The following is a 14,693-nucleotide window of genomic DNA, read 5'->3' as shown; positions in this document are numbered from 1 at the left end:
GCAATCAGCGGCTCTTTTTGCAGAGTTCTTCACTCTCTTCGGGTTCAGGTTCCGGTACGGCGGTGCAGTTGCTGGTGTCGCGTTTCTTCAGCTCGTTCAGCGCGTCGGCCACAGTGCGTTTTGCGAGTACATCCAGCGATGCCTGCTCGGCTTCATCGGCTATCGACTTGAAGTACCAGCATAGGTTGGCACTGACCAGACAGCGCGGCGCGACATCGGGACGCGCGGCCCAGATCTTTTTGTCTTCAATGACGGAGACATAGATATCCCGCAGGGTAATGTCTGCAGCAGGACGGCCGAGATGAATCGAACCGGTACGGCCCAGCGTGGAGACGATAATGCCGTCACGGGTCAGCGGGACCATTAATTTTCGGATGAAACTGGGATTCGCTTCCAGCCCATAGGCCAGAATCGCGCTGGTAGAGCGTTTACCCATTTGCTCCGCCATCGCTACGCTCAGAACCATTTGCAAAGCTGTCGGGAAGCGGTAATCAAGCATTTCTTTATCCTGAGTTGCGGTGCATCTTATTGTTTTATTGCCGCATAAGTGAACAATCAATGAGCAATAAATATAACAAACACTGTTGCTTTTTTGAAGCAAACCGGCAATGACAAGGCACGTATTCACCAAAGGCGAAGGCGTGATAGCACAAGGTGCTTACCCTGCTCCTCACCCTTATCCTGCCGGAAACGGTGAGCAGTTTGATCATGCTGTGGTGACCGACGCCGCCGGTAATCGCTGCTTCAGCGCCATAACCAGCACCACGTTAAAGACTGCTAAAGCGCAAAGCAACCACAGCGTCGCCGATGCCCCCATCTTTTCAAACACATATCCGCCAATCAGCGGTGTCAGTGCCTGTCCCATTAGCGCCGGGCGGGCCATTTTCCCCACCACAATCGCGTAAGACTCTGGTTTGACCATCGCCAGCGGTAAAGTTCCACGCACAATGGCGCGTAGGCCATTTCCTGCGCCATACAGCACCATGCTCAGCAGCGCCATCTGCGGAAAGAGAGCCAGCAGCAGCAGGCCCAGCGCCACCAGCCCGACGGAAAAAAAGGTGGTGCGGATCGGATGACTGCGTTTGAAAACAATATCGACGATGCGCGAGCCTACCTGACACGGGCCGAGCACCGCGCTGATCGCCAGCGCCGACGTCAGCGTATGGCCACTCGCCTGCAACAGGGCGATAAGCTGCACGGAAATCGCCGTCATGATCACCGACGCGAGGGTAAAGATGGCGCACAGCAGCCAGAACAGCGCAGGTTCAATCTCCGGCGCGGCAGACTGTCTAACCACCCTTCTCGCAGGCGGCTTAGCATGGCTCGCCGGTAAGGCAAACAGATAGGCAGGCAGCACGCAGACCACCATCATTGCCGCAATAATCAGTGACGCATCCCGCCAGCCAAATCCATGAATCAGTAACGCCGTTCCCGGCCACACCAGCGTGGTGCAGAAGCCTGAAATCAGCGTAATACCGGTAATCGCTGAACGCGCCTGACCGCCATAGCAGGTGCCGAGTGTGGCAAACAGGGCATCGTAGAGGCCCATCGCCATCCCTATGCCGATGATCACCCAGGCAAACAGAAACAGCGGCAACGAGTCGCTGACCGCCATCATCACCAGCCCTAATGCCATCACCAGACCGCTCAACGCCAGCAGCAGACGACCGCCGGTACGGGCGATAATCCTGCCGGCCAGCGGTGACAGCAGGCCTGACACCAGTATCCCCGTCGAGAGCGCGCCGTAGATCCACTGTTGCGACCAGCCTGTCTCAGCTGCAATCGGGTTCGCCATCACCGCCATCAGGTAGAACGACCCTCCCCATGAGAGGATCTGCACCAGACCCAGGGTGAAAATGGCGGCGATACCGGGTTTATTGTTCTGACTCACAGGCAATCTCTTCATTAGCAGGCGAACCGTTTTTATAGCATGTTCTGTCAGAAGCCAGAATGCGGGACGCTCTTTTCACTGGATAGCCAGGCAGGCCGCACGTTTTTAATGGTATAACTAAAGTATGTTGTAACTATAAAGTACTTGCATCCCTGACAGGCATCTGCCACATTGTGGACGTTGTAACTATGGAGGCACAACATGGCGCGCTACGACTTAGTGGCTGATATGCATCAGTGTGTAAACGACCTGGAACTGGCGCTGGGCGAGCTGCGTCAGCAGATTGAGGCGCAGCCTTTGCTCATCGCCCGCGTCTTCAGCCTGCCGCCGGTGGTGAAAGGCCGCGAACATGAAGCGATTACGCAGATCGACGTCGAGCAGCATCTGGGCGACAGCGCGTTGAAGATGGCGCTCGACCACTACTGCCGCCTGTTTATGCAGCATCAGTCTGAACAGCTGAGTACCAAGGCTGCTGTGCGCCTGCCTGGGGCGCTCTGTATCGAATGTGATGAACAGCGCGAAGCGGAGATCGGTTCGCTGGTCGACCTCATTAATCAGCTTAAGGCGCGGCTGGAGCAGCTGATTACGGTGGACTCGGGCCTGCCGAGTGAAGCGCGTTTCGAGTTCGTTCACCAGCATCTGCGCGGTCTGATTACCCTGAATGCCTACCGCACGATCACCCTGCTCAGCGCCCCTGACAGCCTGCGTTTCGGCTGGGCCAATAAGCACATTATCAAGAACCTTAAGCGCGAAGAGGTGATCGCCCAGCTGGAAAAAAGCCTGAAGGCGGGACGCGCGCAGGCACCGTGGTCACGTGAACAGTGGGCGGAAAAAGTGCAGGAGGAGCTGGCAAGCGTGCGCGCCCTGCCCGCCTCGGCACGGCTGAAAATCAAGCGTCCGGTGAAAGTCCAGCCGGTCGCACGCGTCTGGCGCGCGGACGAAAAAAAACAGACCCAGCTGGCCTGCCCGTCACCGATTCTGGTGATCTGCCGCGATCGCAGTCAGGTTCCGGTACTGGGCGAGCTGCTTAATTACGACGCCGATAACATTACACATCGGCATAAACCCGCCGCTGAACCGCTGAATCTGCTGATACCCCGACTGCATCTGTGGGTCGATTGCCCGATATAAAAAAAGGCCAGCATCCGCTGGCCTCTTGCTCATCGCTGAGCTTACGACTTCATGCTGCCGACCATCTCTTCCGGACGGACCCAGGCATCAAACTCCTCTTCAGTGAGATAACCCAGCTTCAGCGCCGAGCCCTTCAGCGTCAGCCCCTCTTTATGCGCCTTCTTGGCAATTTCAGCCGCTTTGTCATAACCGATGTGAGTGTTCAGCGCCGTCACCAGCATCAGCGATTCGTTCAGCAGTTGATCGATGCGCTCACGCACCGGCTCAATGCCGACGGCGCAGTGATGATTAAAGCTGTCCATGCCATCCGCCAGCAGGCGAATTGATTGCAGGAAGTTATGGATCACCATCGGACGGAAGACGTTCAGCTCAAAGTTACCCGACGCGCCGCCCATGTTGATCGCCACGTCGTTACCCATCACCTGACAGCAGAGCATGGTCATCGCTTCGCACTGCGTTGGGTTAACTTTACCCGGCATAATGGAGCTGCCAGGTTCGTTTTCCGGAATGGCGATTTCGCCAATGCCGCAGCGCGGGCCAGAAGAGAGCCAGCGCACGTCGTTGGCGATTTTCATCAGTGAAGCAGCCAGCCCTTTCAGCGCGCCATGCGCATGCACCAGCGCATCACAGGTTGCCAGTGCCTCAAACTTGTTTGGTGCGGTGACAAATGGCTGCTGCGTCAGATCGGCCAGCGCCTTCGCCACGCGCACCGCATATTCCGGATGGGTATTCAGACCGGTGCCCACCGCGGTTCCGCCCAGCGCCAGTTCCGCCACGTGCGGAATGCTCTGTTCGATATGCTTGAGGTTGTGCTCCAGCATTGCCACCCAGCCGGAAATCTCCTGGCCCAGCGTCAGCGGCGTCGCATCCTGCAGATGGGTACGGCCAATCTTAACGATGTCTTTAAACGCATCAGACTTCTGGCTGAGCGTCTTTTTCAGTACCTGAATCTGAGGGATTAACTGTTCGCGCAGTGCGATAACGGCGGCAACATGCATCGCCGTCGGGAAGACGTCGTTAGAGCTCTGGCTCTTGTTCACATCGTCGTTGGGATGGACCAGGCGCGACATTCCGCGCTCACCGCCAAGAATTTCACTCGCGCGGTTTGCCAGCACCTCATTCATGTTCATGTTGGTCTGGGTACCGGAGCCGGTCTGCCAGATCGCCAGCGGGAACTCGTCCGCATGCTTATCCGCCAGCACTTCATCCGCCGCGCTGACAATTGCATCTGCGCGGTCAGCGGGCAGCAGTCCCAGATCGCGGTTAACGCTGGCCGCGGCGCGCTTGGTCAGTGCCAGCGCATGCACCAGCGCGGTCGGCATTTTTTCGGTTGAGATACGGAAGTGTTCCAGCGAGCGTTGCGTCTGCGCGCCCCACAGTTTGTCTGCCGGTACATCGATGGGGCCCATTGAATCTTTCTCAATGCGGTTGCCTGCCATGAATACGTCTCCTTCACCTTGTTTTTAAAAGAATGACCGCCAGGTCGTTGCAATCAACTGTCGGACAGTCAGGATAGTAATACACAATAATTTAACATTATCAGAGCTTAGCGTCCTTTTGCGCTGGATATGTATTTTTACCGGTAGTTTCTGCTTTAATAGCCGCAATAATTTCCCGTGATAAAGGGTTAAACAATGCAAAAAATGAACAATTCGCTGCAAAATTACGCATGGGGCAGCAAAACGGCGTTGACTGAGCTTTATGGGATTGCCAATCCCGAGGACCTGCCGATGGCAGAGCTGTGGATGGGCGCACATCCGAAAAGTCCCTCAACCGTGATGGATCAGGGCAGCGAGCGTTCGTTACGTGACGTGATTGATGCGGCGCCCGACGCGATGCTGGGTGACGCGGTAGCACAGCGCTTTGGTGAACTGCCGTTCCTGTTCAAAGTGCTGTGTGCCGATCAGCCGCTGTCGATTCAGGTCCATCCCAGCAAACGTGCGGCCGAAGTGGGCTTTGCCCGTGAGAATGCGGCGGGGATTCCGCTGACAGCCGCCGAGCGCAACTATAAAGATGCAAACCACAAGCCGGAGCTGGTCTATGCGCTGACGCCGTTCCAGGCAATGAATGGCTTTCGCACGCTGACGCAGATGGTCTCCCTGCTGGAGCCGGTTGCAGGTGCTCATCCTCAGATTGCCCATTTTTTGCAACATCCGGATCAGGAGACGCTTGCTGCGCTGTTCTCTACCCTGCTGTCACTGGAGGGTGAAGCGAAATCGCTGGCGCTGGGCGTGCTGAAATCCGCGCTTGATGCGCAACAGGGTGAGCCGTGGGAAACTATTCGCATGATTGCGGCTGAATATCCTGACGACAGCGGCCTGTTTTCACCGCTGCTGCTGAATGTCATCACCCTGCAGCCCGGCGAGGCGATGTTCCTCTACGCGGAAACCCCGCACGCGTATCTGAAAGGCGTGGCGCTGGAGGTGATGGCCAACTCTGATAACGTATTGCGGGCCGGTTTAACCCCGAAATATATCGATATCAACGAGCTGATGGCCAACCTGAAGTTTGATGAAAAACCTGCCAGCTCGCTGCTGACGGAGCCAGAGCAACAGGGTCATGCGCAGCGCTTTCCGATTCCGGTGGAAGATTTTGCCTTTGCCATCCATAGCCTGAACGCAGAACCGCAATCGCTGGCGCAGCAGAGCGCCGCCCTGCTGTTCTGCATCGAAGGCCAGGCAGTTATCGCCAAAGACGATCAGCAACTGACGCTGAAACCGGGTGAATCCTGCTTCATTGCCGCCAGCGAATCGCCGGTAACGGTCGCCGGTACGGGCCGGCTGGCGCGGGTATTTAACGACTTAGGGTAGAGCGGCTGACGGAATCTCTGTTAACTGCTATTATTTCAACCTATTAGCTTTTAAACGCTTGCGGGCGTTTTTCTTCGGTCGCTGGGGTAAACCTGCGGCATAAGCGGACTCAAGGATAAGGACGAATCAGCAATGAAAAAGACCAATGTTGCCGTAGGTGTCATCATCGCACTGGGCGTAGTCTGGACTGGCGCGGCGTGGTTCACCGGCAAGCAAATTGAAAGCCACAGGGATGAGCTGGTGCAGAACGCCAATACACAGCTGAACGCTTATGCCCCTAACAGCCGACTGAAGATCAGCTATCAGGACTATCAGCGCGGCGTGTTCAGCAGCAAGGTGAATCTGGTGGTTCAGGCCAATTCGCAGACGGAAGATAACCCGCTGCTGAAGCCGGGTCAGAGCATCATCCTGAATGAAACTATCGATCATGGCCCTTTCCCGTTTGCGCAGCTGAAGCATTTCAATCTGATCCCGAGCATGGCATCCGTTCATACCGAGCTGGCTAACACCGATGCGGTGAAGAAGCTGTTTGAGCTGACCGGCAATAAATCGCTGATTAACGCAGATACCCGCATTGGTTACAGCGGTGCCACCGATACCGCGCTGCGTGTCCTGCCGGTTGACTATCAGAATGCGCAAACCGGCGAGCGTTTTGCCACCAATGGCGGCACCTTCAACGTCAGCGCCGATAATAAAGCCGATAAAGTGTCGCTGGACAGCGATGTGGATAGCCTCGCGCTGACCAGTAAAAATGAGATGGGCCAGCCAGTACTGTTCACTGTCAATGGTCTGAAGCTGAGCGGTAACACGCATCTCAGCCCGGAAGGCGTGCGCATCGGCGATCAGTCGGTGGACATTGAGAAGGTGAATGCCAGCATCAATGGTCAGGACGCCCTGACGCTGCATAAAATGAAAGGCACCTCCTCTTTCGATAACAGCGCCGGTAAAATTGGCGGCGATATTGATTACAAAGTGGAAAGCGTTCAGCTGCAGAAGCAGGACTTCGGTCAGGCTGCGCTGAAGATGAAGCTGTCACAGTTTGATGCGCAGGCGGTCAAAGCCTTCTCCGATCGTTACAACGCGCAGATGCAGGAGCTGCTGACCCAGCCTGGCGTTGCGGAAGATCCTATCCGCTATCAGGCTGGCGTGCATCAGATTCTGATGGCCAATCTGCCGATGCTGCTGAAAGGCTCGCCATCCATCAGCATTGCTCCGCTGAGCTGGAAGAATGACAAAGGTGAAAGCACCTTCAATCTGACGGCCAGCTTCAACGACCCGTCTGCCGTAACCGGTGAAGCCCAGACGCTGAGCGCTATGGTTGACCGGGTACTGAAAAGCCTGGACAGCAAGCTGGTGATCAATATGCCGATGGCAACCGAAACCATGCACAAAGTGGGTCTGGCTGAGGGTTATCAGGCGGATGATGCCCAGAAGCTGGCGGATCAGCAGGTGAAAGGTCTGGCAGCAATGGGTCAGATGTTCCGCCTGACTCAGCAGCAGGATAACAACATCGTGACCAGCCTGCAGTACACCAACGGTCAGGTGAACATGAACGGCGACAAGATGACGCTGGAACAGTTTATGTCCCGCTACATGCTGGGTATGCCGACCAGCGAAGGCATGCCGCAGTAAGCGCTGTCGTCCATCTATAGCGACCTTCGGGTCGCTTTTTTTATGCCTGAACGCTGATTTGCTCGCCGGTTATGGGTAATTAAGCAGCATCCGGCGCGGCTGTTGCGCAAATAGCTGGCGCTGTTGCGCAAGATATTTTTATAATGCTCTGCACTTCACCGACAACTCAGCGAGTGCGCCATGATCGATTCTAAAATTCCTCTGACTGATATTCACCGCCACCTTGATGGCAACATTCGTGCACAAACCATTCTCGATTTAGGCCGCCAGTTTAATCTTGCCCTGCCCGCCTCAACGCTGGAGACGCTGCGTCCGCATGTGCAGGTTGGCCAGAATGAACCTGATCTGGTGAGCTTCCTGCAAAAACTCGACTGGGGAGTGAAAGTGCTGGGCGATCTGGATGCCTGCCGCCGCATTGCGCAGGAAAATGTCGAAGATGCCGCGCGCGCGGGCATTCATTATGCTGAACTGCGTTTTTCGCCCGGTTATATGGCGATGACCCACAACCTGCCGATTGCCGGTGTGGTGGAAGCGGTCATTGACGGCGTACGCGCTGGCCGTCAGCAGCACAATATCGACGTGCGTCTGATTGGCATTATGAGCCGTACCTTTGGCGAAGATGCCTGCCTTGCCGAACTGGAAGGTTTACTGGCCCATCGCGATCACATCACCGCGGTCGATCTGGCGGGTGATGAGCTGGGCTTCCCGGGCAGCGAGTTCCTGAGTCACTTTACCCAGGCGCGCGATGCCGGTTTCCGCGTTACCGTGCATGCGGGCGAAGCGGCCGGTCCGGAGAGCATCTGGCAGGCGATTCGTGAGCTGGGCGCTGAGCGTATCGGTCACGGCGTGAAAGCGATTGAAGATCGCGCGCTGATGGATTTCCTGGCGGAGCACCATATTGGTATTGAATCCTGCCTGACCTCCAATATCCAGACCAGCACCGTGCCTTCACTGGCGCAGCATCCGCTGAAGACCTTCCTGGAGCATGGCATTCTGGCGACCATCAACACCGATGATCCGGCGGTTCAGGGCATTGAGCTTGCTCATGAGTATCAGCACGCCGCACCGGCTGCCGGTCTGAGCGCAGCGCAGATGCGTCAGGCGCAGGAGAATGGACTGACGATTGCCTTCCTCAGCGAGGCTGAGAAAGCGGCTATCCGCGCCCGCGTGCAGTAATCTGCTCGTTGCAGCCATAAAAACGGGCCGGATATCCGGCCCGTTTTAATGTAAGGAAATGCTCAAGGACAGGTGGCTTTAAGACCGAGCTTACACAGGGAACGGGGTCAGATCGGAAAGACGCAAAAGCCGCCATCCCTGGCATGCTCTGCCCGCTTTTAAGCTTGTCAGGCATCTGCCCGAAGTATTAAATGACCATTATTACACTCACCCATTAAACGCGCTTCAGCGACAGCGTCTGGCGTTTCTCGGCGGATTGCAGACCCAGTTCGATCAGCTCCATCACCTGAATCGCCTCTTCCGCCGTCACCGGATTATTACCGCGTCCGGCAATGGCATCGCGGATGCCCGCGTAGTAAGCCGGATAGTTGCCCGGCTGGGTCAGCTGTGTGGTTTCGGTCAGGGCGTCGCCATCAACCAGCGTCAGCGTGCCGTCGCGCATGTCATAGCCCCAGTCCTCCTGCGGCGGGAAGTCGCCCGACTTCAGGCGATCTTCCTGCGGATCCAGACCATATTTAACGTAACTGCCGCGCGTGCCGTGAACGGTATAACGGGCGGATTCTGCCGCCACCAGCATGCTGGCGTGCAGCACGACGCGGCGCTGCGGATAGGTCAGCGTGGCGTGGAAGTAGTCGGTGGTCTGCGCGCCCGGACGCATTTCGGCCAGATCAACATTAATGGCGACCGGCGGGCCAAACAGTTGCAGCGCCTGGTCCAGCAGATGCGGCCCCAGGTCATACCAGATTCCGCTGCCTGCACCCTTCATTTCACGCCAGCGATTACGCACTTCCAGACGGAAACGGTCAAAATGCGATTCGAAGTAACGCACTTCACCCAGTGAGCCCGCTTCAAGCAGGGATTTAAGCGTCAGGAAATCGCTGTCCCAGCGGCGATTATGGAACACTGATAGCAGCAGCCCTTTAGCTTTTGCCAGCGCATCCAGTTCGCGCGCCTGTGACAACGTCACGGTAAACGGCTTATCGACCACCACATGTTTACCGGCATTCAGCGCCGCTTTAGCCAGCGGGAAATGCGTATCGTTGGGGGTAGGAATGACAATCAATTGCAGAGTCGGATCGTCCAGCAGCGCCTGAGGATCGGCCACCACCTTCACGGCGGGCCAGTCGGCGTGGACTTTGCTGGCGTCGCTACTGGAAATGGCGGCCAGTTCGACGTCCGGCGTTCCCGCAATCAGCGGAGCATGAAACGTTTTACTGGCAAAGCCGTAGCCGATCAGACCAACACGTAATTTATCGCTCATTTGGATTCCTCTCAGAGCCTGCCTGGCAGGCTCTTAGTTGATAACCTGATTGATTTAAGACTATTAACCAGGTGAGGACAAGGCGGAATCCCCCGAAAAAACTAAGAGATAGCACTTCGCGCCAGGGGCCAGGCCGTCTGCGCCGCCAGGCTGTCGTGCGCGTCCTGATTGCGGCGGCGGAAGTCGCTGGGACTGACGCCAACACGCTTGCGGAATACCCGTGAGAAGTAAAGCTGGTCGTCGTAACCCACTTCGCGCCCTACCGAGGCGATCGGTTCCTGAGTGGTCTGGAGCAGCAGTTTGGCGCGGATAACGCGCTGATCTTCACGCCAGCGCAGCAGGTTGACACCCATCTGCTCGCGGAACAGGTGCGCCAGTCTCGACGGTGACAGGCAGACGTGACGCGCCACCTCTTCAATCTTGACCTCACTGGCGAGATGGTTGGTGACATACTGACAGGCTTCGATGACGCGCGGGTCGCGGATCAACTGATGGCTGCGCGGATCTTCTTCAACGGCACGCAGCAGCAGCCTTTCCAGCAGGTTCATCGCCAGCTCTTCCGCAAAACGGCGGCCCGAGTTGTGCGTCTGTTCGATACTGGCAAACAGGCGGTCGAACTCGCCACGCAGCGATTCCGGCAGCAGCAGTCGTCCCACGCCCTCCTGCTCATCCTGCCAGCGCAGCCAGTCGTGCCAGTAGGCGCGCGGACGGAAATAGACCCAGCGGTGGAACCACTGCGGGCTGTCCGGCGCGCGGCCGTAGTAGTGAGCGGTTTTTGGCTGAAAAAGCAGCATTTCGCCTGGTTCGCAGTCAAATGCCCGCTCGCCGTCGAATACCCGCCCTTTGCCTTTAATGGTGAGGTTCAGAATGTAACCTTTCATGCCGTGCGGGCGATCGATAAAGAAATCGAGCGGACCATCAGTGGTGATGGGCGTCAGCCCCGCCACCAGCCAGGCATTGAATGAATAGCCCGGCAACAAGGGGTTTTGCTGCTCGGCCGGTAATTCGCGGTGATACATAGCGACCTCACTCAGTCTGTTAGTGTTCGGATAGCCCGCAGAGGCGTCTGCTTCTGCGGGCCAACGGCTCGATCAGTCAGGCTTTTTTCTGTTTGTAACGGTCAAAAATCACCGCAGCTAACAGTATCAGACCGCGCACCACATACTGTGAGAATGGCGAGATATTCAATAAATTCATCGCATTCTCGACGGTGCCGAGAATTAATACCCCTGCAACCACGTAGGAAATCTTGCCGATGCCGCCCTTCAGCGACACACCGCCCAGTACGCAGGCAGAAATCACCACCAGCTCATAGCCGATGGAGGTCATTGGCTGACCGCTGGTCATACGTGACGCCAGGATGATGCCCGCCGCCGCGGAAACCAGCCCGGACAGAATGAAGATGATGATGCGGGTACGCACCACCGGCACACCGGCCAGTCGCGCCGCCTCTTCATTGCCGCCAATTGCCAGGGTATTACGGCCAAAGGTGGTTTTGTTAAGCAGGAAGCCGAAGATCAGCATGGTCGCCAGTGTCAGCCAGATGGGTGCTGGCACGCCAAGCCAGTTGGCAAAGCCCAGCTCAAAGAAGCGCTCATCTTCGATCCCGACCGCTTTACCGTCAGAGAAGATATAGGCCAGGCCGCGCACAATCTGCATGGTCGCCAGCGTGGTGATCAGTGCATTGATCTTCAGTCGGGCAATCACAAAGCCATTGATAAAGCCGGTGATCATGCCGAGCACCAGACCGGCTGCCACGCCAATCCACAGGCTTTCGGTCATGTTGATCACCACGGCGGTCACCACACCCGCACAGGCGATCACCGAGGCGACCGACAGATCGAAATCCCCGGAGGCCAGACAGAACAGCATGCCGCAGGCGACCATGCCGGACATCGACATCGCCAGCCCTAAGCCTTTCATATTGATAAACGAGCCAAAATTCGGCACAAAAATCGCACAGACAATAAACAGCAGCGCAAAGACCACCAGCATGCCGAAGTTGTCCCAGATGCGACCTAACTGCAGGCCGCCGCGTGAAGCGGGCTGCGGCGTATTTGAGGTCGTGGATGAAGCCATGATGATCTCCTGTCAGGCCACGGCGGCCGCTTGAGTGGTTTTGGGCATCGCCAGGCTCAGCGTCTGCTGCTCCGTGGCGTCGTCGTGCAGCAGTTCACCGGCTATGGCACCTTCACGCATCACCACGATGCGATCGGCCAGGCCCATCACTTCCGGTAAATCGCTGGAGGCGAACAGCACCGCAATGCCCCGGTTCGCCAGCTGATAAATCAGATTATAAATTTCATGTTTGGCACCGACATCGATGCCGCGCGTGGGCTCATCCAGCAGGATCACTTTCATATCCTCGGAGAGCCAGCGTCCCAGAATCGCCTTCTGCTGGTTACCACCGGAGAGGTTCATGATCAGCTGATCGGCGCTGGGCGTTTTGATGTTCAGCGAGCGGATATGGCTGTCGGCATTTTTGTTTTCCCAGCCGTTTTTTATCAGGCAACCGGCGGTAAGATTGTGACGACGGGCGCTGATGTTGATGTTGTCGCGCACCGAGTGCACCGGAATAATGCCCTCGGCTTTGCGGTCTTCCGGGCAAAGCATGATGCCCGCACGGATAGCGTCGATGGGTTCACGCAGCGGCAGCGGTTTGCCGTCCAGGATCACCTGACCGCCACGCAGACGCGTGCCGCCAAATAATCCTTTCAGCAGTTCACTGCGTCCGGCTCCGACCAGGCCAAACAGACCGACGATTTCACCGGCATGAACTTTCAGCGAAATCGGCGTCCGCACGCCCTTCGCTTCCACCTTGTCCAGCTCAAGCCGCACGTCGCCTTTAGCGCGTGGTGAGTAGCCATAGATATCACCCAGGTTACGGCCCACCATCGCCTGCACCAGATCGTCGTGATGGGTGTTAGCCATGTCAGTAAAGGTCCGCACGTAGCGGCCATCTTTAAAGACGGTGATGGCGTCACTGAGGGCGAAGATCTCTTCCATGCGGTGTGAAACGTAGAGCACCACCCGGCCCTCCTCGCGGAGCTGACGGATAACGCGGAACAGGTTGTCGATTTCACGCGCCGATAGCGAACTGGTTGGCTCATCAAAGGCGATAATGCGTGCGTTGCGCGCCAGCGCTTTGGCAATCTCCACCATCTGCCACTGCCCCAGCGACAGGTATTTCAGCGGCATATCGGGATCGATATCCATGCCGAGATTTTTCAGCTGCAGGCCCGCCTCAAAGCGCATCAGCTTACGATTGACCAGCCCATGTTTGTGCGGAATCTGACCGAGGTAGATGTTCTCCGCCACGCTCATTTCCGGCACCAGATGCAGTTCCTGGTAAATAATGGCGACGCCCGCGTCCAGCGCATCTGTGGTGCGCTGAAAGCTCATCGGCTTGCCTTTAATACGAATCTCACCGCCGCTCGGCTGATAACTGCCGCTGAGTATTTTTAACAGCGTCGATTTGCCTGCGCCGTTCTCGCCCATCAGCGCATGGACTTCACCGCCCCGGCAGTCAAAGGAGATATCCTGCAACGCTTTCACGCCAGGGAAGGTTTTACTGATGCCATGAAACGACAGAAATGCTGAATCAGTGTTCATGTTGGTCCTCACTCTTTCGCGCCACCGGCCTGTCAGGGCGGGCGGCGCGAAATCGGCTATTAAGGATGCCGGGCTACGAACAGCCCGACAGGCTCAGGGTTACATCAGTCCTTTTTTCGCCAGTTCAGTTTTGAAGTTGTCACGGGTGATCAGCACCACATCGGTAACTTCAGTGAATTTCGGAGGCTCTTCACCTTTGCTGACCCAGTTGTAGAGCATCTGGCTGCTTTTGTAGCCGTGGATATCCGGGCTTGGCAGCAGCGAACCGTAGAAGCCGGTCGCCTTGTCTTTTGACAGTTCACTGATGGCATCGACGCCGTTGATGCCGATGCCGATGACGTCAGCCGCTTTGAAGCCCTGTCCTTCGGTGGCACGCACGCCGCCCAGCACGGTGTTGTCGTTCATGCCGACAACCAGCCAGTGTTTGACTTCAGGATGCTGCACCAGCAGGGAGTTACCGGCGTCAAATGCGCCAGGGATATCGTTAGATTTGGTGGGAACCTGGTAGATCTGGGCTGCCGGGAAGCCCGCAGCTTTGATGGCATCCATTGAGCCGCCGGTACGACGACGTGCGGTATCAAGTTCGTTCGCGGTAATCGCCATCACGCCGGTGGTTTTCACATCCCAGCCGCGTTTCTGCATCTCTTTATAGAGTTCCTGACCCTGGCGTTCACCAATTTTGGTGGCCGCCATCATCACCAGCGGCACGGTGTCCATTGGCTTGCCTTTGGCGGTGACGAACTGATCATCCACGGCGATGACTTTCAGGCCGTAGCCGCGTGCCTTCGCCATAATGGCGGATCCGAGTTTCGGATCGGGGGTACAGATAACAAAACCTTTCGCGCCGTTGGCCGCCAGGCTGTCGATGGCATTCAGGGTTTTTTCACCATCCGGCACGGCAATTTTGATGACATCAAAGCCAAGATCTTTGCCCGCTTTGTCGGCGAATTTCCATTCAGTCTGGAACCAGGGTTCCTCTGGTTGCTTGACTAAAAAACCCAGCTTCATGGTCTCGGCGATAGCGGATTGTGACATAACCGCTGCCAGGCCGATGGCCGCGAATGCTTTAGTGAATTTATGCATGATGCTCTCCGGTACCAGGTTATTTTTCGCTGCTAATAACGAATCGGTGTAAACGCTACCAGTTAATTTTCTTATGTGGGTACAGCCATAAATCAGT

12 protein-coding genes are annotated in these 14,693 nt (G+C 56.7%); 4 read left to right on the top strand and 8 right to left on the bottom strand.

Features of this window, described 5'->3' with window-relative positions:
- Positions 1-4: 4 nt before the first annotated feature.
- A complete protein-coding gene (locus tag FA92_RS07865; RefSeq protein ID WP_013357792.1) occupies positions 5-499 on the bottom strand; it encodes an Rrf2 family transcriptional regulator in 495 nt (164 codons plus the stop codon).
- Between the two features lie 207 nt (positions 500-706).
- Positions 707-1,906, bottom strand: coding sequence for an MFS transporter (locus FA92_RS07860; RefSeq protein ID WP_033783024.1), 1,200 nt, complete (start codon positions 1,904-1,906; stop codon positions 707-709).
- A 186-nt stretch (positions 1,907-2,092) separates the two neighbouring features.
- Here FA92_RS07860 and tus point away from each other — a divergent pair, with 186 nt between their 5' ends.
- Positions 2,093-3,022, top strand: a complete 930-nt coding sequence (tus, locus tag FA92_RS07855) for a DNA replication terminus site-binding protein (protein ID WP_033783022.1) — start codon at positions 2,093-2,095, stop codon at positions 3,020-3,022.
- A gap of 41 nt (positions 3,023-3,063) precedes the next feature.
- Here tus and fumC read toward each other — a convergent pair whose 3' ends face one another.
- Entirely contained in the window at positions 3,064-4,461 is a 1,398-nt protein-coding gene (gene fumC, locus FA92_RS07850; RefSeq protein WP_033783020.1) for a class II fumarate hydratase, read from the bottom strand.
- A 195-nt stretch (positions 4,462-4,656) separates the two neighbouring features.
- Here fumC and manA point away from each other — a divergent pair, with 195 nt between their 5' ends.
- The 3 genes from manA to add all read left to right on the top strand — a co-directional run bounded on the left by manA (position 4,657) and on the right by add (position 8,640).
- The gene (gene manA / locus FA92_RS07845; RefSeq protein WP_033783018.1) at positions 4,657-5,832 is read left to right on the top strand and encodes a mannose-6-phosphate isomerase; all 1,176 of its coding nucleotides are present in this window, start codon (positions 4,657-4,659) and stop codon (positions 5,830-5,832) included.
- Between the two features lie 132 nt (positions 5,833-5,964).
- A complete protein-coding gene (locus FA92_RS07840; RefSeq protein ID WP_033783016.1) occupies positions 5,965-7,464 on the top strand; it encodes a YdgA family protein in 1,500 nt (499 codons plus the stop codon).
- Between the two features lie 180 nt (positions 7,465-7,644).
- A complete protein-coding gene (add, locus tag FA92_RS07835) occupies positions 7,645-8,640 on the top strand; it encodes an adenosine deaminase (protein ID WP_033783015.1) in 996 nt (331 codons plus the stop codon).
- 214 nt (positions 8,641-8,854) lie between these two features.
- Here add and FA92_RS07830 read toward each other — a convergent pair whose 3' ends face one another.
- From FA92_RS07830 to FA92_RS07810, 5 genes are all read right to left on the bottom strand, one after another.
- The gene (locus FA92_RS07830; RefSeq protein ID WP_033783014.1) at positions 8,855-9,901 is read right to left on the bottom strand and encodes an oxidoreductase; all 1,047 of its coding nucleotides are present in this window, start codon (positions 9,899-9,901) and stop codon (positions 8,855-8,857) included.
- Positions 9,902-10,002: 101 nt separating this feature from the next.
- On the bottom strand, positions 10,003-10,920 hold the full coding sequence (gene araC / locus FA92_RS07825) for an arabinose operon transcriptional regulator AraC (protein WP_033783012.1): 918 nt from the start codon (positions 10,918-10,920) through the stop codon (positions 10,003-10,005).
- Between the two features lie 76 nt (positions 10,921-10,996).
- Positions 10,997-11,980, bottom strand: coding sequence for an L-arabinose ABC transporter permease AraH (araH, locus tag FA92_RS07820; RefSeq protein ID WP_013357784.1), 984 nt, complete (start codon positions 11,978-11,980; stop codon positions 10,997-10,999).
- 12 nt (positions 11,981-11,992) lie between these two features.
- Positions 11,993-13,513, bottom strand: coding sequence for an L-arabinose ABC transporter ATP-binding protein AraG (gene araG, locus FA92_RS07815; RefSeq protein ID WP_033783010.1), 1,521 nt, complete (start codon positions 13,511-13,513; stop codon positions 11,993-11,995).
- A gap of 99 nt (positions 13,514-13,612) precedes the next feature.
- On the bottom strand, positions 13,613-14,596 hold the full coding sequence (locus tag FA92_RS07810) for an arabinose ABC transporter substrate-binding protein (RefSeq protein ID WP_013357782.1): 984 nt from the start codon (positions 14,594-14,596) through the stop codon (positions 13,613-13,615).
- Between the last annotated feature and the right edge of the window lie 97 nt (positions 14,597-14,693).

Source organism: Pantoea sp. 9140, from assembly GCF_000745295.1.
Lineage (GTDB): Bacteria > Pseudomonadota > Gammaproteobacteria > Enterobacterales > Enterobacteriaceae > Pantoea > Pantoea vagans.
This window is presented reverse-complemented; position numbering and strand designations above follow the sequence as displayed.

Coding starts and splice junctions, on each gene's coding strand:
- FA92_RS07865 (WP_013357792.1), bottom strand. CDS start 499: ATGCTTGATTACCGCTTCCCGACAGCTTTGCAAATGGTTCTGAGCGTA.
- FA92_RS07860 (WP_033783024.1), bottom strand. CDS start 1,906: ATGAAGAGATTGCCTGTGAGTCAGAACAATAAACCCGGTATCGCCGCC.
- tus (WP_033783022.1), top strand. CDS start 2,093: ATGGCGCGCTACGACTTAGTGGCTGATATGCATCAGTGTGTAAACGAC.
- fumC (WP_033783020.1), bottom strand. CDS start 4,461: ATGGCAGGCAACCGCATTGAGAAAGATTCAATGGGCCCCATCGATGTA.
- manA (WP_033783018.1), top strand. CDS start 4,657: ATGCAAAAAATGAACAATTCGCTGCAAAATTACGCATGGGGCAGCAAA.
- FA92_RS07840 (WP_033783016.1), top strand. CDS start 5,965: ATGAAAAAGACCAATGTTGCCGTAGGTGTCATCATCGCACTGGGCGTA.
- add (WP_033783015.1), top strand. CDS start 7,645: ATGATCGATTCTAAAATTCCTCTGACTGATATTCACCGCCACCTTGAT.
- FA92_RS07830 (WP_033783014.1), bottom strand. CDS start 9,901: ATGAGCGATAAATTACGTGTTGGTCTGATCGGCTACGGCTTTGCCAGT.
- araC (WP_033783012.1), bottom strand. CDS start 10,920: ATGTATCACCGCGAATTACCGGCCGAGCAGCAAAACCCCTTGTTGCCG.
- araH (WP_013357784.1), bottom strand. CDS start 11,980: ATGGCTTCATCCACGACCTCAAATACGCCGCAGCCCGCTTCACGCGGC.
- araG (WP_033783010.1), bottom strand. CDS start 13,513: ATGAACACTGATTCAGCATTTCTGTCGTTTCATGGCATCAGTAAAACC.
- FA92_RS07810 (WP_013357782.1), bottom strand. CDS start 14,596: ATGCATAAATTCACTAAAGCATTCGCGGCCATCGGCCTGGCAGCGGTT.